General features: G+C 35.2%; 14 protein-coding genes and 1 pseudogene. 1 reads left to right on the forward strand and 14 read right to left on the reverse strand.

Annotation, left to right across the window (positions count from 1 at the left end; translation table 11 throughout):
* Window positions 1-233, forward strand: a pseudogene (locus tag BW929_RS01890) (ISNCY family transposase); the annotation flags it as partial.
* Window positions 234-1077: 844 nt separating this feature from the next.
* Here BW929_RS01890 and BW929_RS01895 read toward each other — a convergent pair.
* From BW929_RS01895 to BW929_RS01955, 14 genes are all read right to left on the reverse strand, one after another.
* Window positions 1078-2061 (reverse strand): aldo/keto reductase, encoded by a 984-nt coding sequence (locus BW929_RS01895; RefSeq protein WP_076543688.1) that lies wholly within the window; start codon window positions 2059-2061, stop codon window positions 1078-1080.
* 211 nt (window positions 2062-2272) lie between these two features.
* Complete coding sequence (locus tag BW929_RS15520; RefSeq protein WP_268762629.1) at window positions 2273-2398, reverse strand: hypothetical protein; 126 nt, start codon at window positions 2396-2398, stop codon at window positions 2273-2275.
* 187 nt (window positions 2399-2585) lie between these two features.
* A complete protein-coding gene (locus BW929_RS01900) occupies window positions 2586-4364 on the reverse strand; it encodes an ABC transporter ATP-binding protein (RefSeq protein ID WP_076543689.1) in 1779 nt (592 codons plus the stop codon).
* Window positions 4365-6122, reverse strand: coding sequence for an ABC transporter ATP-binding protein (locus BW929_RS01905; RefSeq protein WP_076543690.1), 1758 nt, complete (start codon window positions 6120-6122; stop codon window positions 4365-4367).
* 40 nt (window positions 6123-6162) lie between these two features.
* The gene (locus BW929_RS01910; protein WP_076543691.1) at window positions 6163-7122 is read right to left on the reverse strand and encodes an acetylxylan esterase; all 960 of its coding nucleotides are present in this window, start codon (window positions 7120-7122) and stop codon (window positions 6163-6165) included.
* A gap of 212 nt (window positions 7123-7334) precedes the next feature.
* Window positions 7335-8537, reverse strand: a complete 1203-nt coding sequence (locus BW929_RS01915; RefSeq protein WP_076543692.1) for a glycoside hydrolase family 130 protein — start codon at window positions 8535-8537, stop codon at window positions 7335-7337.
* Between the two features lie 21 nt (window positions 8538-8558).
* Window positions 8559-9755, reverse strand: a complete 1197-nt coding sequence (locus BW929_RS01920) for an AGE family epimerase/isomerase (RefSeq protein ID WP_076543693.1) — start codon at window positions 9753-9755, stop codon at window positions 8559-8561.
* Window positions 9756-9902: 147 nt separating this feature from the next.
* A complete protein-coding gene (locus BW929_RS01925; protein WP_076543694.1) occupies window positions 9903-12386 on the reverse strand; it encodes a beta-mannosidase in 2484 nt (827 codons plus the stop codon).
* Between the two features lie 37 nt (window positions 12387-12423).
* The gene (locus tag BW929_RS01930; protein WP_076543695.1) at window positions 12424-14520 is read right to left on the reverse strand and encodes a methyl-accepting chemotaxis protein; all 2097 of its coding nucleotides are present in this window, start codon (window positions 14518-14520) and stop codon (window positions 12424-12426) included.
* A gap of 163 nt (window positions 14521-14683) precedes the next feature.
* The gene (locus BW929_RS01935; RefSeq protein ID WP_076543696.1) at window positions 14684-16036 is read right to left on the reverse strand and encodes a GH1 family beta-glucosidase; all 1353 of its coding nucleotides are present in this window, start codon (window positions 16034-16036) and stop codon (window positions 14684-14686) included.
* 55 nt (window positions 16037-16091) lie between these two features.
* A complete protein-coding gene (locus BW929_RS01940) occupies window positions 16092-17015 on the reverse strand; it encodes an ABC transporter ATP-binding protein (protein WP_076543697.1) in 924 nt (307 codons plus the stop codon).
* Window positions 17008-17994 (reverse strand): ABC transporter ATP-binding protein, encoded by a 987-nt coding sequence (locus BW929_RS01945; protein WP_084566049.1) that lies wholly within the window; start codon window positions 17992-17994, stop codon window positions 17008-17010. The genes BW929_RS01940 and BW929_RS01945 overlap by 8 nt, the downstream gene beginning before the upstream one ends.
* Window positions 17995-17997: 3 nt before the next feature.
* Window positions 17998-18861 carry an ABC transporter permease gene (locus tag BW929_RS01950; protein ID WP_076543698.1) on the reverse strand — a complete coding sequence of 288 codons (864 nt, stop codon included), beginning with the start codon at window positions 18859-18861 and terminating at the stop codon, window positions 17998-18000.
* Window positions 18862-18864: 3 nt separating this feature from the next.
* The gene (locus tag BW929_RS01955) at window positions 18865-19854 is read right to left on the reverse strand and encodes an ABC transporter permease (RefSeq protein ID WP_076543699.1); all 990 of its coding nucleotides are present in this window, start codon (window positions 19852-19854) and stop codon (window positions 18865-18867) included.
* Window positions 19855-19934 lie beyond the last annotated feature (80 nt).

Below are 19934 nucleotides of genomic sequence, written 5' to 3' on the forward strand. Positions count from 1 at the left end.
TCATCAGAGATACAAATGACTGGATAGACCTCTACAAAAAACGGGGAGTTGTTGAACAGACAATTAACTATTTTAAAGATGCCATGGTTACTGGCAATCTAAAAACTCAGAACCTAAAGAGTATTAAAGCAGATGTTTTTCTAGCTGGAATCACTCAGCTTTTAACATTGATCTTAGCTGATAAAATGGGTAAACCAGAAAATATTAAATCTTTAAGATCACTAATTGCTTAGAATTTAAATCTTTTAATATCTTTTTTAAAACCTGTATTCATAGGTTTATTTTGTCATGTTTAATTTTATTAGAACATTTTCTTATTCAATTTTTTTAAATCTAAAAATTGAACTAAACCCATCACTTACAGTTTTTCACTATTTTCTTTGCCTATTTTGCAAACACCTAATTTTCAATTCTACCTATTATTATAATATATTTAGCTTAAAATGACAAAAACTACACTAAAATTCGAAAAACCACCCCGGGGAAGGGTGGTTTTAATTATCATTATATATTTAAGGGTTATATAATTATTTGCTTATTAGTTTTAGTTTTAGTTATTGTTTTTACTTTAAGTTAATGTTCTAGCCTAATCGGCTCTTATAAATTTTTAATAGTTACCTAAGTTTTTAAATGCATTCAGCTTTGCTTGATTCTCATTCGACTCAAGTTGAGCCTCTTTCATAAATTTGAACATGTTATTAAACATATGCAATCATCCTTTCTTATAAAGTTATATTAGTTATAATCTGATTGACTTAACTTTTATTAAAAAAATTATTTGCTATTAATGAAACAATTTTAGTACTGATTCAATTGAGCACAAGAATCATGTCTGAGCTGCTTTTCTTTAACTGTGCGAATATTGCTCTCGATTCTTCTACCCTCACTATTACTTGCTTTAATGAATGTGAATAAAGAATTCAACATTATCAAATCACCCTTTCTTATAGTCTTATTATTGTAAATTAATTATAAGTGATTTACTTATATATTTTTTATCTTAATTACATTATACAACTTTTAAATCTCCTGTCAAGTATTTTATCAAAGTCTAAATTTACAGACTTTTTCTCAATCTTACCAAAGATGATGTACACTATCTCTGATATACTCATCATAAATTTCGTCTACTCTTTCCATTACCTCATCCGAAAGATCTTCAGCTTCAGAGGCAGCAGCATTATCTTGTACCTGCCATGGTTTTTTTCCACCCGGAATTACACAGCTAACCGCATCGTTCATCAGGATCCACTTAAGAGCAAACTGGGCCATCGTTAGTCCCTCTGGCTTAATTTTTTCTAACTCTTCTACTGCCTTTAAACCAAGTTCGAAATCCACTCCGGAAAAAGTTTCTCCTTTATCAAAAGCTTCGCCATGACGATTATAGTTGCGGTGATCATCTTCAGCAAAAGTTGAGTCTTTGGAAAATTTACCGGTCAGCAGTCCACTCGCCAGTGGAACTCTACAAATAACTCCTACATCTTTTTCTTTAGCTTTATCCAAAAATTCATCACCCGGCTTATGTCTAAACATATTATAGATGATCTGAACAGTAGCCAGATTTTCATATTCTAAAGCTTTCATTGCTTCTTCTACCTTTTCAACACTCACACCATAGTTTTTAATTTTACCAGCCGCAACCATTTCTTCTAAAGCCTCAAATACCTCTTCCTGAGAATAAACTTCTGTTGGCGGGCAATGGAGCTGCAGCAAATCAATTGTTTCCACATCTAAATTCTTAAGGCTGCGATCCACAAATTTATTTAAATTTTCCTTATTATAGCCCTCAGCAACATGGGGATCCAGTCTTCTTCCTGCTTTGGTGGCTATATGTATCTTCTTATCAGTTTCTTTTCTTAATTTAGCCATCAGGCGTTCACTTCGTCCATCTCCATAAACATCTGCTGTATCAAAAAAATTGATACCCTGATTTACAGCTTCTCTTAAAGCAGCCATGGACTGTTCGTCTTCTACATCACCCCAGGAACCACCAATTGCCCAGCCACCAAAAGAAACTTCCGAAACTTCAAAACCTGTTTTGCCTAATTTCCTATATTTCATTAATACTACCTCCCTCTTTAAAATAAAAACAAAAAATAAGTTTTTTTAAGTTTTAAATTATCTAAATTTATTATAGCATTTATCTTAATATATTTAAAGATGAAAATATACTAAATAAAAAAAGAACACTCCCTTTATAAAAAAGAAAGTGTCCTTTAAGTCTGATAATAATTATTATATTTAACTTCTATTTTCATTATAATCTTATAAACTAATACTGCATAAAAGTACTGGTGTCCTGATTGTCATACTGATTCTTTACTTGCCTGAGGTTATTTTCAATCCTTCTCCCCTCAGTACTGACTTCATTAAAAAATTTAATTACTCTTTTTAGCATTATTAATCACCCTTTCTTATAGTCTTGTGTTCTTAATAAGTGATTTCTTATTATTATTATAATTATATTATACATCAATAATACTCACTGTCAAGAATAATTACTAATAAAAATAAATTGTAGTTTGGATTACATATTTTATTTTAACTTTAAAGATAATAAATTCTCTCTTATTTAAATCGTTCTATTATATCACTCTATTATACTGAGCCATATAAAGATCATGATAATGGCCCTGTCTGGCCATTAATTCTTCGTGACTGCCGGTTTCGATTATTTCCCCAGCTTCTAAAACCATAATCCGATCAGCATTACGAATAGTCGACAAACGGTGGGCAATTACAAAAGAAGTTCTTCCTTTTAATACTGCCTGGGTTGCTTTTTGAATTAATATCTCAGTCTGTGTATCAATACTTGAGGTTGCCTCGTCTAAAATCAGTATCTTTGGATCTGACAAAATTGTTCGAGCAAATGATATTAACTGCCGCTGGCCAACTGATAATCGGGAACCACGCTCATTGACTTCAGTATCATAGCCATTTTCCATTTCTCGAATAAAAGAATCTGCATAAACCATTTTTGCAGCTTCTTCTATATCTTCTCTGGTTGCCTCGAGATTTCCATAGCGAATATTATCTGCTATTGAGCCTGAGAAAATAAAAGTATCCTGCATCATAACTCCAATCTGTTTTCTTAAAGAAGCAATTTTAACACCCTGAATATCAATATCATCAATTAAAATATCCCCCTTATCAATATCATAAAAACGGGTCATTAAATTAATTATTGTGCTTTTCCCGGCACCGGTGGCGCCAACAAAGGCAATAGTTTCTCCAGGCTGAACCTCAAAATTCATGTCTTTTAAAATAATCTCTCCATCTTCTTCATAACTAAAACTAACATTTTTAAATTCAACTTTACCATCAATTTCAGGCATTACTTTAGCTTCTGGAAGATCAACAATATCAGGGTCTGTATCCAGCACATCAAAAATTCTTTCCGCAGCTGAGTTAGCAACCAGAACCTGATTATAAAAGTTACTAATATTAATAATTGGCTGCCATAAACGCCAGATATACTGAAGTAATGCTACTAAAGTACCAATGGTAACCAGACCGGCATTTAAATCTCTGATTCCAACTAAATACATTATAATAACACTGGCAGTATTAATCAAAAGTACTATTGGAAAAATACCGTGTGACATCATAACTGTCTTCATCCAGTTACTTACGTAGTCATTCTGTAGGTCTTTAAAAATATTGCTGTTTTTTTCTTCCCGGACAAAGGCTTGAGTAATCTTCATTCCAGTTAAACTCTCATGTATATAGGCATTCATATTTGATCGCTTTTTTTGTACACGACGCCAACCAATCCGAATTTTTTTCTTCAGCAGAAAAATAAGGAAAATAAGAATTGGCATTACTGTTATTGAAATTAGAGTTAGCCGCAGGTTAAGATTTAGCATGATTAGCAAGATTGCTAGAAAACGAAATGTGTCTGTAATAATATTAATCAGACCATTTTCTAAAAGATTCTGGAGTGAATTAACATTATTCATTACCCTTACAATAATTTTTCCAGCGGGAATAGAATCAAAATAACTAAAGGACAGATTCTGGATATGTTGAAAAAGATCCTGCCTAATATTCCTAACTACCTGATGTCCTACCTTACTCATAATTAAAACTCTAAAGCGAACAGCAAAACCATTAACTGCAAGTAAGCCCATAAAAATCAAACTGATAATTGTTAGTCCTCTATAATCACCTGCTAAAATATAATTATCAATTGCAATCTTGGTTAAATAAGGACCTAAAAGATCAGCAAAGGCAGCCATGGCCATTAAAAATAGTGATAGAGCAACTCGATACTTATATGGTTTTAAATAAGCAAGAACTCTTTTTATATTATTAGGATCAAGATTTTCCATCTTTTCATCTTCAAAATACCTGTTATAGGCCATTTACTTTACCCACCTCTCTTCAATCTCTTTTTCGTCAATAACCTCTTTATACTGCTCCTTAAACATTGTATAATATTGTCCTTTGTTTTTTATTAATTCCTCATGAGTTCCTCTTTCAATAATTTCTCCATGATCCAGAATCAATATTTGATCTGCATTGCGAACTGAAGAAATTCGGTGAGCTATTAAAAAAAGAGTACTGCGCTGATCCATAGCCTCCAGAGCCTGCTGAATCTGATGTTCGGTTTCCATATCAACAGCAGAAGTTGCATCATCTAAAATTAAAATTGGACTTTCTTCTACTATTGCTCTGGCAATTGAAACTCTCTGTTTTTGACCGCCAGAAAGTCCCATACCTCTTTCCCCAATGACCTCCTCAAAACCAGATTCCATTTCTTCAATAAAATTACGGGCACTGCTGATATCTGCTGCTCTTTTTATTTTCTCTAAATCAAGCCCTGGCTGACCATAAGCAATATTACTGGCGATTGTTTCAGAAAAAAGAAAAACATCTTGCATAACAATGCTAACCTGTGATCTTAAATCCCGCAGATCATAATCCCTGTTATCTATGCCGTCAATTAGAACCTGACCATCTGTAGGTTCATAATAGCGGGGGATTAAATTTATTAAAGAAGATTTACCACTACCGGTTGCACCCATAACCGCAATAGTTTCTCCTGGTTCAGCATGAAAGGATACATTTTTTAAAATGTCCTCATCTCCATAACTTAAAGAAACATTTTTAAACTCTATCTCTCCTTTAACTCTATCAATATGGACTGCTTTTTTCTTGTTTTTAATTTCTGGCTCTGTCTCTAAAATATTAAATATTCTCTCGGCAGAAGCACTGGTCCGGGAAAACATATTTACAATATGACCTATCATCCGCATCGGCATAATTAACATCCAGAGATAAGAATTAAACTGCATCCAAATTCCAAGTGTAATCTCACCTTCGATTACTAAACGTCCGCCATAAAACAGGAGCAAAACTGTACTCATTCCACCTAAAAACTCCATAATCGGAAAATATTTTGACCATATTTTAGCTGCATTATAATTTTTAGTAAAATAATTGTTATTTTCTTCATCAAATTTTTCCATCTCATAACACTGCTGATGAAATGCTTTTACAATTCTTATCCCTGAAATATTCTCCTGAACTGTAGAGTTAAGATCAGAATACTGACGTCTTACCTGCCTGAAAATTGGTTTGATTCGTACCCCCAGTCTGTAAGCGAAAAAACCGATTAGCGGACTTAAAGCAAGTGAAACCAGAGAAAGCTTTAAACTTTCTGGAATTAAAACTGCCATTACAAAAACTATATAAAATATAGCTCTAGTAAACTGAATCATCCCATCAGCAAAAAGCATTCTTACCGCTTCCATATCTCCTGTCATTCGAGACATCAATTCTCCTGTACGGTTATTATTGAAAAAATTAAAAGAAAGTCTCTGTAAATGATCATAAAGATCCTGTTTCAAGTCCCGCAGTAAATTTTGGGATAGACTCTCTGTAAAAAATCTCTGGATCATAATTGCGGCTGCTCTTAAAAAATTCGCAGCTATATAAGTCACCAGAAAAGTAAATAAAAGTTCCATCTGCTGACCATTAATTACATCATCAATTATTCTTCTATTTAAGTAACCAGGAATCATCGAAAAAATTACATTTAATATAATAAAAAATAATCCCCCAAAAAAGAATAATTTATATTTTTTAACATAGATCCATAATTTCTTTAATTCTCTCATTTTTATATCTCTCCTAAAGACAAATTATGTTTTATTACAATTATAAGTCATTAAAAAATTGATAGTGTCTGTCTCTAATACCTGGCAGATCCTCATGACCAAAATCTGGATAAATAATTATATCTTTTTTACATTTTAATTTATTATAAATGGCAAATTGAGTCGAAGGAGGGCAAACTGGATCAGCAATTGCTGTTGTCATTAAAACTTCTGCTTTGATTCTTGCTGCTAAATTCTGAACATCGATATAAGATAGTTTATTAAAAATATCTTTTTCTTTATTATGTAAAGGGTCATATTTTCTAAAGAAATCTTTTATCTCCGCATAAGCACTGTTATCAATATCTAATTGATTTACCCTTTTATAGTCACTCAAAAAGGGATAAACTGGAGCAGCTTTTTTAATTCGAGGTTCTAAAGCAGCACAGGCAACTGTTAAAGCTCCTCCCTGAGAATAACCAAAAACTCCAACTCTATTTTGATCAACACTATCCATTTCCATTACAATTCCTGCCAGCTGAGCAGCATCTAAAAATACATTGCGGTAATATAACTTTTCTGCTTTATCAGCCAGACCTCTGATAATATGACCATTACGAGTGTTGCCGCTTACTCCCCCGCGATCTTCTGAATAACCTGCATTCTGGCCGCGGCAGTCCATACCAAAATAAGAATATCCTCTGGCAGCAAACTGTAACTTATCAGCCCAGTCTTCAATTTTACAGCCATAACCATGGAATTCTATTACTGCTGGATGTTTTTCTTTAATTTTTTTAGGTTTTATGTATTTAACGTGAATTCTGGCATCTTTAACTCCAGTAAAATATAAGTCATAACACTCAGCAAAATCAGTCTGGAAATCTGAATGCTTAATTTTTAGCTCCGGGTCAAGGTTCTTCATTTCAGCCAGAGCCTCTTCCCAGTACTGATCAAAGTCATCAGCTTTTGGACTGGAACCACTGTATTTTTTCATTTCATCCAAAGACATTTCAAAAAGCATATTTATCTCTCCTTTTTAATAATTGTTAAATTAATTTAATAACTACTAAATATTTTTGTAAAATTTTTATAACTTTATTTAATTAATGAATTAATTTCTATCTCTTAAGTTATCACTTTAAATTTAAAGTTGCAAGTATATTTTGAAATTAATTTGTCTAAAATATAAGATGGGATAACAGGACCCTGATCAAGCCTGTTATCCCTGGATTTTTAACTGTTAATTATTTTAAGATTTTTCTCAATTAATTTTTTTCTAGTCTGAACTGAAGCTGCAGAACGAAGTTTGTCTTCTGGAGTGTTTTTTACATAATCAAGCAGACGATTTACTGATGACTCTGCAACATGAATTCTGGTATCAGAAGAAGCATAGTAAATTAATACCCTTCCATTATCTTCTCTGATAACTCCATTAACAAAAACTACATTTGAGACATCCCCAACCCTTTCTTCCCCATGAGGAGCAATTAAATAGCCTCCAGGGTTATAAATCACCTTTGTCGGCTTATCTAAATCTGTCATAAAGGCATAGATAACATAACGCAGTCCAGCTGCTGTATTGCGGACTCCATGCGCAATATGCAGCCATCCCTCATCAGTCTTAATTGGAGCATCTCCCTGACCATTTTTGGCTTCCTTAATTGTATGATAGAATTTTTTGTCGATAATTTCTTCTTTTGTAATCTCAGGATTTTCAATATCTTCTACCAGTCCCCAGCCTATTCCACCACCAGAGCCTGTACTGATAAATCCATCCTGAGGACGGGTATAAAATGCATATTTTCCATCAACAAATTCTGGATGTAAAACTACATTCCGCTGCTGTGGTGAAGGAGTTTTTAAATCCGGAAGTCTTTCCCACTCCTTTAAATCCTTTGTTCTTACTATACCGGCCTGGGCTTCCGCAGCTGTTGTATCTCCTGGCTCAGCCTCAGGATCTTTTCTTTCAGTACAGAAAATACCATAAACCCAGCCATCTTCGTGTTTAACCAGACGCATATCATAAACATTAATATCCGGTCTTTCAGTTTCGGGTATTTCAACAGGATAATCCCAGAACTCAAAATTATCAATGCCATTATCACTTTCGACAATTGCAAAGAAAGATTTGCGATCTTTACCCTCAGTTCTGACCATTAAATAATACTTATCGTTTAATTTTATTGCTCCCGGATTAAAGGTTGCATTAATTCCCTGTCTCTCCATTAAAAAGGGATTGCTTTTGTAATTAAGATCATAACGCCAGTAGATGGGGGTATGCTCAGCAGTTAGAACTGGATATTTGTAGCGGTAAAAAATCCCATTACCCGGCTCAATTCGTTCATTTTCTCTCTCGACTAAATTACTTCTTTCTCTTTTCAACAAGCGCAGTCTAGTCTGAAATTCATCCTCTGTCAGTTTTTTCATTAAATCCATTTGTTATCACCTCATTAATTTTTAAGAAAGAATTTGTTTGATCCGATTGATACTTTCGAAACAGGCCCTGCTGCTGTGATAGGGTGACTTCCAGGCGTTGATTTTTGGTTTGGTAGAAGGCTTTCCCTGCTCATCAACCAGCCAGAACCAGCCTCCATTTTCTTTGTCAACTAGCCTTTCAATAATATAATTCCAGTTTTTAACTGCTGCTTTAATAAATTTTTCTTCTCCACTCAGCTGATAGGCATTAATGAAACCAACAACAGCTTCTGCCTGCGGCCACCAGTGGCGGTCGCTGTCAAGTTTTCCAGCCTCAAATTCATAATAAATACTTCCATCTGCAGCAGTGCCATTTTTAAGAACTGCTGCTGCCATTTTTAAAGCAATATCTTCAGTGATTTCTAGAAGCACCTGTTCTCCCAGTACCTCTGCAGCTTCATAAATCAGCCAGCTTCCTTCTATATCATGACCATAGGAGATTATATCTGATTTTGAGCTCCAGTCCTGATCAAAAAATAGTTTAAAGTGATATTCTTTTTGATCAACAATCTTATTTATAGTTACTTTAATTAATTCTTCCAGTTTCTGCTTCAGTTCAGGATCAGGCCAGACCCGGTAGAGATTTGTATAAGCCTCCAGAATATGCAGGTGAGTATTCATGGATTTAGCTGTATTTAGATCTTTTTTACTTAAGCTCATATCTGCTGTTGGTGACCAGTCTCTACTAAAAGCCTCAAAGTAACCACCATATTCTGGGTCATAACTCTTATTTTCAATCTGGGCAAAAATATCAACCGCTTTTTTTAAAGCTTCTTCTTTTTCAGCAGCCCGGTAATATTCGCTAAAAGCATAGATACAGAAAGCCTGACCGTAAATTTGCTTTTTAGCTTGCTTAACTTCTCCTTTATAATTTAGAAGCCAGTAAAAGCCGCCAAACTTTTGATCTTCAAAGTTTTTTATCAAATAATCATAGGCTCTTTCTGCCATTTCCAAATATTCAGGATCTTTGTCCTCCCGATAGGCATTGGCAAAACTCCAGAGGATTCTGCTGTTTAAAATTAAAGACTTATCTGCCTTTTTATTTACCAGCTCAGAGTCTGCTTCTCCATAAAAACCACCATTTTCCTTATCTATAGAATTTTCCAGCCAGAATTGAAGTAAATTATCTTTTTCTTCAATAACTGAATCAGCAAATTCCTCTAATAAATTCTTCTTCATTTTTATCAACCCCTGTATTACCAAATTCTGTGTACTGCATGCTTATTCCTCCATTTTATTGAATATTTAAAAGGTTGAATTACTAAGCTCAATAAGCCTTAATAATTCAACCCTCTAATACTAAATTTGCTGATTTATTCGTATTTATTAATAAGTATCAATTAATGATCTGACAGTCAGTTTAGTTTGGAACTCTTCAGCTCTCAGATCCTGATCTATTTCTGCAATTATCTCTACCTCTCTGCCAGGATAGAGGTGGAAGAAATTATCAGAAAGCTTTAAGTCACTTTCCTCTAACTCCAGCCAGGTCCAGAGGGCAGTCTTATCTGCTTTCAATTTGAGCCAGTATTTGCCCGCTTCCAGACGCTTAACTTCAGTCTTAATATTCGGCTCCTGCAGCTGCATGTGTTTTGGTCTGGCAAAAGAAACAAAATTATCAGCAGCTATCTCTCCGTCAATTTCTAGCTCCAACCAGAACATTAAATTTCTGGCACCATACTCTTCAACATAGTCCTGAAGTTCAAGAGTTCTCAGATGCTGATTACCTGCAGCCTTAATTTCTGCTGCAAATGAATTTTCTAAAATCAGCTGACCACTGACATCTCTTAACTGCCAATTAACCTGACCCTGAAGGTCTTCAAATTTATCACTTGTAACGTGAATCTCAACTGTCGAATCATCTAAATTTTCAATACCAGATATCAGCAGGGGCGCATAAAACCTTTTGGCCATATAATGCAGAGCTTTCCAGCGGCCGTGATAGTCGAGTGAGGACCAGCTTGCTACCGGCCAGTTGTCATTTAGCTGCCAGTAGAGAGTTCCCATGCCACGGGGCATATTGCGGCGCCAATTTTCTACTGCATATTTAATTCCCAGCCCCTGCAGTATCTGACTGGTCCAGAGAACATTATCAAAGCCCACCGGCAGGCGGAACCAGTCCAGCATATAATGCATTATTGTTGAGTTGCCAATGCCGCTGCGCTGGTGGTGTTCCATAACATAGGAAGTTATATTACGATCCTCTTCTTCAGTGTAGCCATAGACTGTTTTTGGTTCAGGAAATGACTGAAAACCAAATTCACTGTTAAAGCGGTGCTCACAGCTTCTGTACCATTCAAATGGTTTTTTACCGTGCCAGACATCCCAGAGGTGGGCATCTCCCCAGTCGGGATTATTAAAATCGTTGCGGTCTCCTTCTGGACTGTGAGGACTTCCAGGCCAGTAATCAGTCTGGGGATCATGGTCGGCCACAACTTCCGGCAGCAGGTCATCAAATAACTTTTTATAATCATCCCAGGGCATGGTAATTTTTTCACTGTCCCACTCATCAGCTGCTATCCCCTGCTCAATTTCGTTGTTGCCACACCAGAGCGCCAGAGAAGCATGGTGGCGGATTCTTTTTACATTTTCTTCTGCTTCAATTTTAACATTTTCCATAAAATCATCATCAAAACTGGGGTAGGTTCCGCAGGCAAAGATAAAGTCCTGCCAGACAGTTAGACCAAGTTCATCACAAATTTCATAAAAGTCATCACTCTCATAAAGGCCCCCTCCCCAAACTCGAAGCATATTCATATTTGCTGCAGCTGCAGATTCTAAAAGCTCTCTGTAATCCTTTCTTTTAACTCGGGAAACAAAGGCATCTGCAGGTATCCAGTTAGCACCTTTGGCAAAAAAGTCTCTACCATTGGCTCTAAATTTAAATGACTGACCCCACTGATCATCCTCAGTAATTAATTCTAATTCTCTCAGCCCAATTTTTTTCCGAATTGAATCCAGTCTCTGACCGCCACTGTCAAATATTGAAATTTCCAGTTCATAAAGCGGCTGTTCTCCCATTCCGTTGGGCCACCAGAGCTCAGGCTCCTCAACCTCAAATTCAATTTTTGCTTTTTCACCTTTAATTTCAAATTTGTTTTTATAAACATTTTTATCTGCCAGTGAAAACTTTACTTCAATATTTAAATCTTCAGCTGCAACTTTTTCTGTCTGCAGATCAAGCGCCAGTTCTACACTACCGCTTTCCAGATGCTGCTGTTCAACTTTTAGTTCCTCAATTCTGGCTTTTTCAAGGGCAATCAGCTCAATATCTTTCCAGATCCCCATTGTAACCAGCATCGGTCCCCAGTCCCAGCCAAAGTTGCTTGGCTGTTTGCGCAGCCAGCCCCCTCCATGTAGACGATGATCACCAACACTCCAGGCTGGAATATGAAACTCCTTATCTTTTTCTTTTAAGTAAGGCAGAGGTGAATTAAAGTGAACTCTAATTGTATTTTCTCCCTCTTTTAGATACTGTTTAATTTCAAATTCCCAGTTTCTATACATATTATTTGTTTCGGCAATCTTTTGCTGATTAATATAAATTTCAGCCAGAGTATCAAGACCTTGAGCATTAAGCATAATTTTCTCCGACTCCAGAAATTCCTGATCCAGCTTAAATTTTCTGCTGTAATCCCAGTTGCTCTCACCAATCCACATTAATTTTTCTTCATTATTTCTATAAAATGGATCATCAATCTTATCTGCATTGATTAAATCAGTATGCACACAACCTGGAACTTCTGCCTCAATCTCATTCTGTTCAGTACTATTTTTTAAATACCATTTTCCATTTAAAGATAACTTTTTCATCTTCTCACCTCTTTATAGTTTAAAAGACACTAAACAATTATTCAATATTAAAATCATTAATATTTTTTAACAAATTCTCAGACATTGATTTTAATTCTACTGCAGTGCTTAATATTTCATCTGTAGATGCTGCCTGTTCTTCAGTTGAAGCAGAAATCTGCTCTGAACTAGAAGCAAAATCTCGAGTTACCTTGGCAATATCATTAATTGCATTTTCTACATTTTCGCTTTCTTCTCGCATAGAACTGATTCTTTTTACAACATTGTTGATTGACCCGCCGAGATTATTAGACACTTTTCTAATTTCCTTAAAAATGCTGCTTGTCTCTTCAATACTGTCTACACTTGCCTCCACCAGTTCTTCGTTCTGATCCATAGAATTAACTGCCTTATTAACTCCAAGTTGAATCTTTTCGATTAATTTTGATATTTTTTCTGTGGCACCTGCAGATTCTTCCGCCAGTGATCTAATTTCATCCGCAACCACAGAAAATCCTCGGCCAGCTTCTCCAGCCCTTGCAGCCTCAATAGCAGCATTTAAAGCTAATAGATTGGTTTGATTAGAAATATCATTAATTAAGACCACAATATCACCGATTTCTTCGGACATCCTACCCAAATTTTGAATTAATTCTGCTACCTCTTTCGTCTCCTGACTTAAGTCATTAATATTATTAATTGAACTTGATACACTCTGGTTACCCTCTTCAATACTGGATAAAACCTCATCTGCTCCGGCTTCAATTTCCTCTGCATTTTTGTTAACCTCTTTAATTTCTTTATTTAAACGCTGCACATTATTATTACTTTCTTCAATCTGAGCCAGCTGTTCTTCCGATCCAGCTGAAAGATTCTCTACAGCCAACCCTACATCTTCTGCCCCCTGATTAACTTCTCTACTGTTCTGATCCATTTTTTCGGCAGAACTATTTAAACTTTCTGCCTGCTGATTAATATCAACTACCAATTTACTTAATTCTTCCAGCATTTCATTAAATATACCGGCCATAATTCCAATTTCATCTTTTCGCTTGAGAGCATTTTTATTCATTTTGACCTGGTCTCGCAGATCACCATTTTTCATCTTTCTAAATGATTCCATAAAAGAAGAAAGTGGTTTTAACTGCCAGCTGATAAAAAAGACCGTGATTATCAGAGCAAGAACTAAAAAGACACCAGAAACTGTCCAGATTGTTCTGCCCAGTCTATCTACAGGGGCAAGCATCTGCTCAGTAGGAATTTCTACTGCCAGAGCTAAATTTTTTGTTATCTGATTTTTGAGTAAATAATAACCTCCAACTTCTTTCGAATTAACAGAATTTTGCTCTGTTACATTATCTATAAACCAGTCATTATCTACCTGAGAAGCAAAAAGTTCTCTTTCTTGAGCTCTAATGATCTGTCCGTCTGAATTAATCAATTTATAGTTTTCAGCATTTTCAACATTTAGGCTTTGCAGTTCAGAATAAACTATTTCAGGATTTAAAGCAAGAACTATATAGGCAGTAACTGTTTCACCATCATCAGCATAAATGGGAGAATTATAAAGTAAATAATTTTGCTTATTTTCTTTATGAATGGTTCCAAAACTTATATTTTTATATAAATTTTGATTCAATTTTTCTTTTAGGTAATGATCATGATCCTCTAAAGCCTGCGCTGAATAGGCTCTAGAATCCGAAATTACTGTCCCATCTGCCATTACTAGATAGGCGTACTCAATATTTTCAAAATTATTTCTAACTGATCTTAAGGCACCTGCGGTTGAGTACTGCATTCCCATAAAAGAATCTATATTAGCAGCAAATTCCTCTCTGGCTCCAGCATCTGCCTCACCGCCGGGATAAAGTCCCTCCATTAAGGCAAAGTAACCGTTAAAACTACTGTTAGACTTAATAGTATCAATCTGCCTGTCAAGTGTTTTCAACATCGCTTTTACATTGGTTTGATAGGACGAAGCGACCAGATTAATATTTTCATCAATTTGATTTCGTACGATTTCGGAAGCAGAATTAAAAGTCAAATAACTTATTGCTCCCAGTACCAGCAGTAAAATTAAGATAATAATAGCGGAAATCTTCCATTTCAATGAATTAAAAAAAGATAAATTTTTATTTTGCTTTTGAGCAGACATCTTTTTTTCCTCCTGCTTTCAATTTTTAAATCAATAAAGCTTAAAGCAGCCAGAAGATTTATAAAACTGGTATAGGGGAACCAGCTTATTTACTTAAGCAGCTTTAAGCTTTAATTGAAAATTAATTAAATAAAATATTTAATCATCATTTGTAAATTAATCTCTATTTATTTTTCAGTCCATTATTTTCAATTACATCTTTTAATAATCTGGCGCTATCTTTTAGAATTCGTTTCTGATGATTATCATAATCAATATAAATTATTCCAAATCGCTTATTATAACCGTAGGCCCACTCAAAGTTATCCATCAGAGACCAGACATAATAACCAGCCAAATTAACTCCAGCTTCAAGTGCCTGATGAGCAGCTTTAAAATGCTCCTTTAAATAATTTACTCGTTTTGGGTCATGAACACTGCCATCTTCTGCAATCTGATCATCATAAGCAGCTCCATTTTCAGTTATAAAGATAGGTCCCTTAGTATATTCCCGATCAAGCCTTTTTAAAAGATCAGTTAAACCTTTAGGATATACTTCCCAGTTCATCTCAGTATATTCAGCTTCTGGTTTAATAGTTTTAAAGTTATAAAATTCATCTTCATCATATTTTACAACAGCTCGAGAATAATAATTTATTCCCAGAAAATCGATCTCTCTGCTGATTATATCCAGATCTCCTGCTTTTACTTCAAAAGGTTGATCAAATTTATTCTGATAAAGATCCATTAATTTTTCTGGATACTTCCCCTTAAATACAGGATCTAAAAACCAGCGATTATTAAAAGCATCACAGTAATCAGCTGCAATCTGATCTTTTTTACTATCACTATTTGGATATACATGATTTAAATTGAGAGTGATTCCAAGCTCACCATCAATACCACTTTCTCTAAAACTTTGAGCAGCCAGACCGTGGGAAAGTAGAACATTATGTGCTACCTGAAGTGCTTTTTGAAGTTCCTGATTACCTGGAGCATGTTCTCCCCACAGATTGGCCACCATCGAAACTACCATCGGCTCATTATGAGTGATCCAGCGCGGAATTAGATCTCCCAGCTCCCTATACATAATCTGAGCATACTGATCAAAATATTTAGCAGTATCTCTGTTTTCCCAACCACCATTATCCTGTAATTTCTGAGGTAAGTCCCAGTGATAAAGGGTCGCGGCCGGTTTGATTCCGGCTTCTAATAATTCTTCAACAAGATTTTTGTAAAAATCAATTCCTTTTTGATTAATTTTACCATTACCAGCAGGCAAAATTCTGGGCCAGGAAATAGAGAACCTGTAAGTATCCAGACCAATTTTTTGCATAAGTTTAATATCTTCCTGATAACGATGATAGTGGTCACAGGCCAGATCACCTGTATCGTTATTTGCTATATTTCCTTTTTGATGGGTAAATCTATCCCAGATAGATTCACCTTTACCATCTTCATTATAAGCTCCTTCAATCTGATAGGATGCTGTTGCAGCACCCCACTCAAAATTTTCGGGAAAGACTATTTCTGCCATCCAAAAGCCTCCTCTATCCAAATCTAATCATCAAAATCTTATTACAAAAGTAATACTATTTATCACTGAATAAAACACTGTGTTCTTCTTCTATTTCAACAAATCCTTTACCCTGATTTTCTTGATAGAATTCCTTAACATCCTGTACAACCTGTTCTGGTAGAAATTCTTCATCCGGATCCCAGCGCTCACCTATTTCGGGAACTGCTTCAAATAACATCTGAGTATAGGGATGAGTTGCATTTTCATAAACTTTTTTGGTATCTCCTCTTTCTACCAGTCTTCCTTTATACATAATTAATGAGTGATCGGAAATATAATAACCAAGGTTTAAATCATGGGTGATAAAAATAACTGCCATACCATGTTTCTTGCAGGATTCTACCAGTAAATTTAAAACACCAATTCTGGTTGATGCATCAAGCATACTAATTAACTCATCTGCTATTAGTACATCTACATCCATCAGTAAAGCTCTAGCAATCAGTAATCTCTGCAGCTGACCTCCACTTAACTGATGCGGAAATTTTCCCAGAGTCCGATCAGGATTTAAGTTAACATCAAAAAGTGCCTCTCTAATCGCCTGATCTTTGTCTTCATAATCTAAATCAAAAGAATCAAAAATCAAATCAAAAACTCTATCCACTCTGTATAAGGGATTAAAAGTTGCAAATGGATCCTGAAAAATCCCCTGAACCCGACGATAATACTGTTTAGTTTCTTCTTTTTCTTTGATCTCAGAAATATCTTTACCATTATATATTATCTTTCCCTCACTGGGATTTATTAGCTTCAAAATTAATTTTCCAACGGTTGTCTTTCCACTACCGCTTTCTCCAATTAAAGAAATAATTTTTCCTTTTTCAATGTCGAATGATATATCTTTGGCAGCCACAGTATATTCTGGATTTAAAATTCCACTTTTAAAGACTTTGGTTAAACCCTGTACTGACATTACAACATCTTTATTTTTAGCCATTGAGATCACTTCCTAACTCTTTCCATCTCCAGCAGGATACAAAATGATCCTCTGCAACCTTTTCTCTTTCAGGTGTTTCTTCACATTTATCAATTGCATAAGGACAGCGATGTCTAAAACGACAGCCCTCTTCAATATTTAATAAATGAGGAGGTGTCCCTTCAATTCCAGATAACCTCTTGTCTTTATATTGGATACCTACTTTAGGTAATGAATCAATTAAAGCTCTGGTATAAGGATGACGAGGATTATCGACAATTTCATCTGTCGGACCAATCTCAGCAAAATTACCTGCATACATAATCATAATCCGATCAGCAATCTGATAGAGAATAGATAAATCATGAGTAATAAAAATTGAAGATTTAATAATTCCTAAATCCCGCAGGTTGGCAAGCATTGTTGCCACAAAACGCTGAGAACTTACATCCAGTGCTGAGGTGATTTCATCAGCAATTAAAAATTCTGGATCTAAAATTGTAGAGATAACCATGATGACTCTCTGCTTCATCCCACCTGATAACTCAATTGAATATCTATTTAATACTGATTCATCAAGATTTACCAGATCCAGTCTTTCTTTTACTTTATCAAAGAATTCTTTATCTGTTTTTATGCCATGCTGCCTGGCCAAATCTGCTATATAGGTCTTAATTTTTTTGGTAGGAGAAAAAGCATCCAGAGCATACTGTGGAATTAAAGAAATTGTTCTAAGACGAAGCTCCTTAAATTCCTCTTCACTCATCTGCATAATTTTATTACCCACCAGATCAACTTCGCCAGAAATATATTTAAGAGGCTTTTTTCTCGAAATAAAAGTACTGGCGAGAGTACTTTTTCCACAGCCTGACTCACCAGCCAAGCCAAGTATTTCTCCTTTTTTTAGATTAAAAGTTACATTATCTACTGCTTTAACCTGACCTTTTAAAATATCATAATATGCTTTTAAATTTTTAACTTCTAATATATTCTCGCTCATAGCTTACATCTCCCTCAAACGTGGGTTAAAGGCTGCATCTAATCCTGTATTGATAAAGTATAAAGCTGTAATTAGAATTGTTAAAATCAAACCAGGAATTATTGCCCACCACCACATACCAAGTTGTATACCATTCCAGTTAACCGCATTCTGCATCACAAGACCTAAAGAAATACCCTTTGTTGGTCCTAATCCCAGAAACTCCAGCTGAACTGTTGCCAACATGGTACCATTAAACTGCTGAATAAATACCATGAATACATAGGAAAACATATTGGAAGCAATATCTTCTCTTAAAATCCTGCCAACACTAATTGAAGAAATCCTGGATAGAGACACATATTCTTGATTTTTTAAAGAAAGGGTCTGAGATCTAACCGCTCTTGCTGTCCAGGGCCAGGCTGTTGAAGCAACAATCACTGCCATAACAAATGTCCCCCGTACTTCCAGAAATGCTGCAATTACAATTAAAAGTGCAAGCTGTGGCATCACTACAAAAATATTGGTTAACATCATTAAAAGCTCATCAAAAATTGTTCCACCATAATAACCAGCAACAAAACCAATTATACAGCCGATTAAAGTTGCAATACTACCAGCTATAGCCCCCACTAAAAGAGTTGAGCGCAGACCATTAACCGTCCGAGTAAATACATCCTTACCATCAATAGTCGTACCAAAGAAATGCTCTGAGGAAGGGGGTAAATAACCCTGTCCGGCATATTCATCATATTCATATTGAGCAATCATTGGGCCAAATGCTGCCAGCAAAAAAACAAAGGCTACAATAGTTAAACCAAAAATAACTTTTTTATTTGTTAAAGCATAATATAAATTTTCATGTTTTGCCCAGAAATCTTTTGCCATAACCTAAACCTCCTCAGTAAATGAAAGTCTAACTCTTGGATCAATGAACATATATACTATATCTACTATAAAATTCGCTGCTAAAACCATGGTTACAATTGTTAAAAATACTCCCTGCATTAAAAAATAATCCTGGTTTTGTACTGCATCAAGCATCATTCTACCGAGACCGGGATAATTAAATACCACCTGAACTGTTATTGCGCCACCAACAATTCGACCAATTCTTAAAGCCAGACCTGTAACCTGTGGTAAAACACCATTACGAAAGCCATAACGCCTGATCAATTTTTTAGAGGCACCCAGAGTCTCCATATACTTAGAATAATTTGAACTTTTTTCGTACATGATCATATTGCGCATTCCAATTGCCCAGCCACCGAGCTGAACCAGAAACATAGTAAAAAACGGCAAAAACCAGTGATGTAAAAAATCAGCTATAAAATTCCAGGTAAAAGCAGGTGAGGCCGTCGAACTGTAGGCTCCACTAATTGGGAACCAGCCAATAACCACCCCAAAGAAAAATACTACAATCCCGGCCATCCAAAAATATGGTGAGGAAGCTAAAAAATAAAAGAATGGCATTGAAGCATTATCGACTTTTTTATCTGTCCCGGAATAAGCACCCAGTTTATTACCAACAATCCAGCTTAATATAATTGCAGGAAACAGAACTGCCAGATCATAGACAATAGCTCTTTTTATAATATCTATTACTGGTGTTGGAAACTGAATAATTGAAATTCCGAAATCAAGCGTAAAAACTGATTTCCAAAAATTAAGATATTGTTCCCAGAGAGGCTGATCTAAATTAAAAAGCAGGGTAAGTTGATCCTGCAAAATTTCACGTCCGCCCTCCATACCGGAAAAACGTGACAAAAGTGATTGGATTGGATCCCCAGGCATCATTCTGGGAATTATAAAATTAATTGTTACTGCCAGAATAAATGTAATAATATAGATAATTAATTTTTTCCGCAAATATTTACCCATCTTTTGCTGCTCCTTTCTAAATAACAGGCCCGATAAAAAATTATCGGACCTGTATTAATAACTCAATTCAATTGTTTTGA

Source organism: Halanaerobium kushneri, from assembly GCF_900156285.1.
GTDB classification, from domain to species: Bacteria; Bacillota; Halanaerobiia; order Halanaerobiales; family Halanaerobiaceae; genus Halanaerobium; species Halanaerobium kushneri.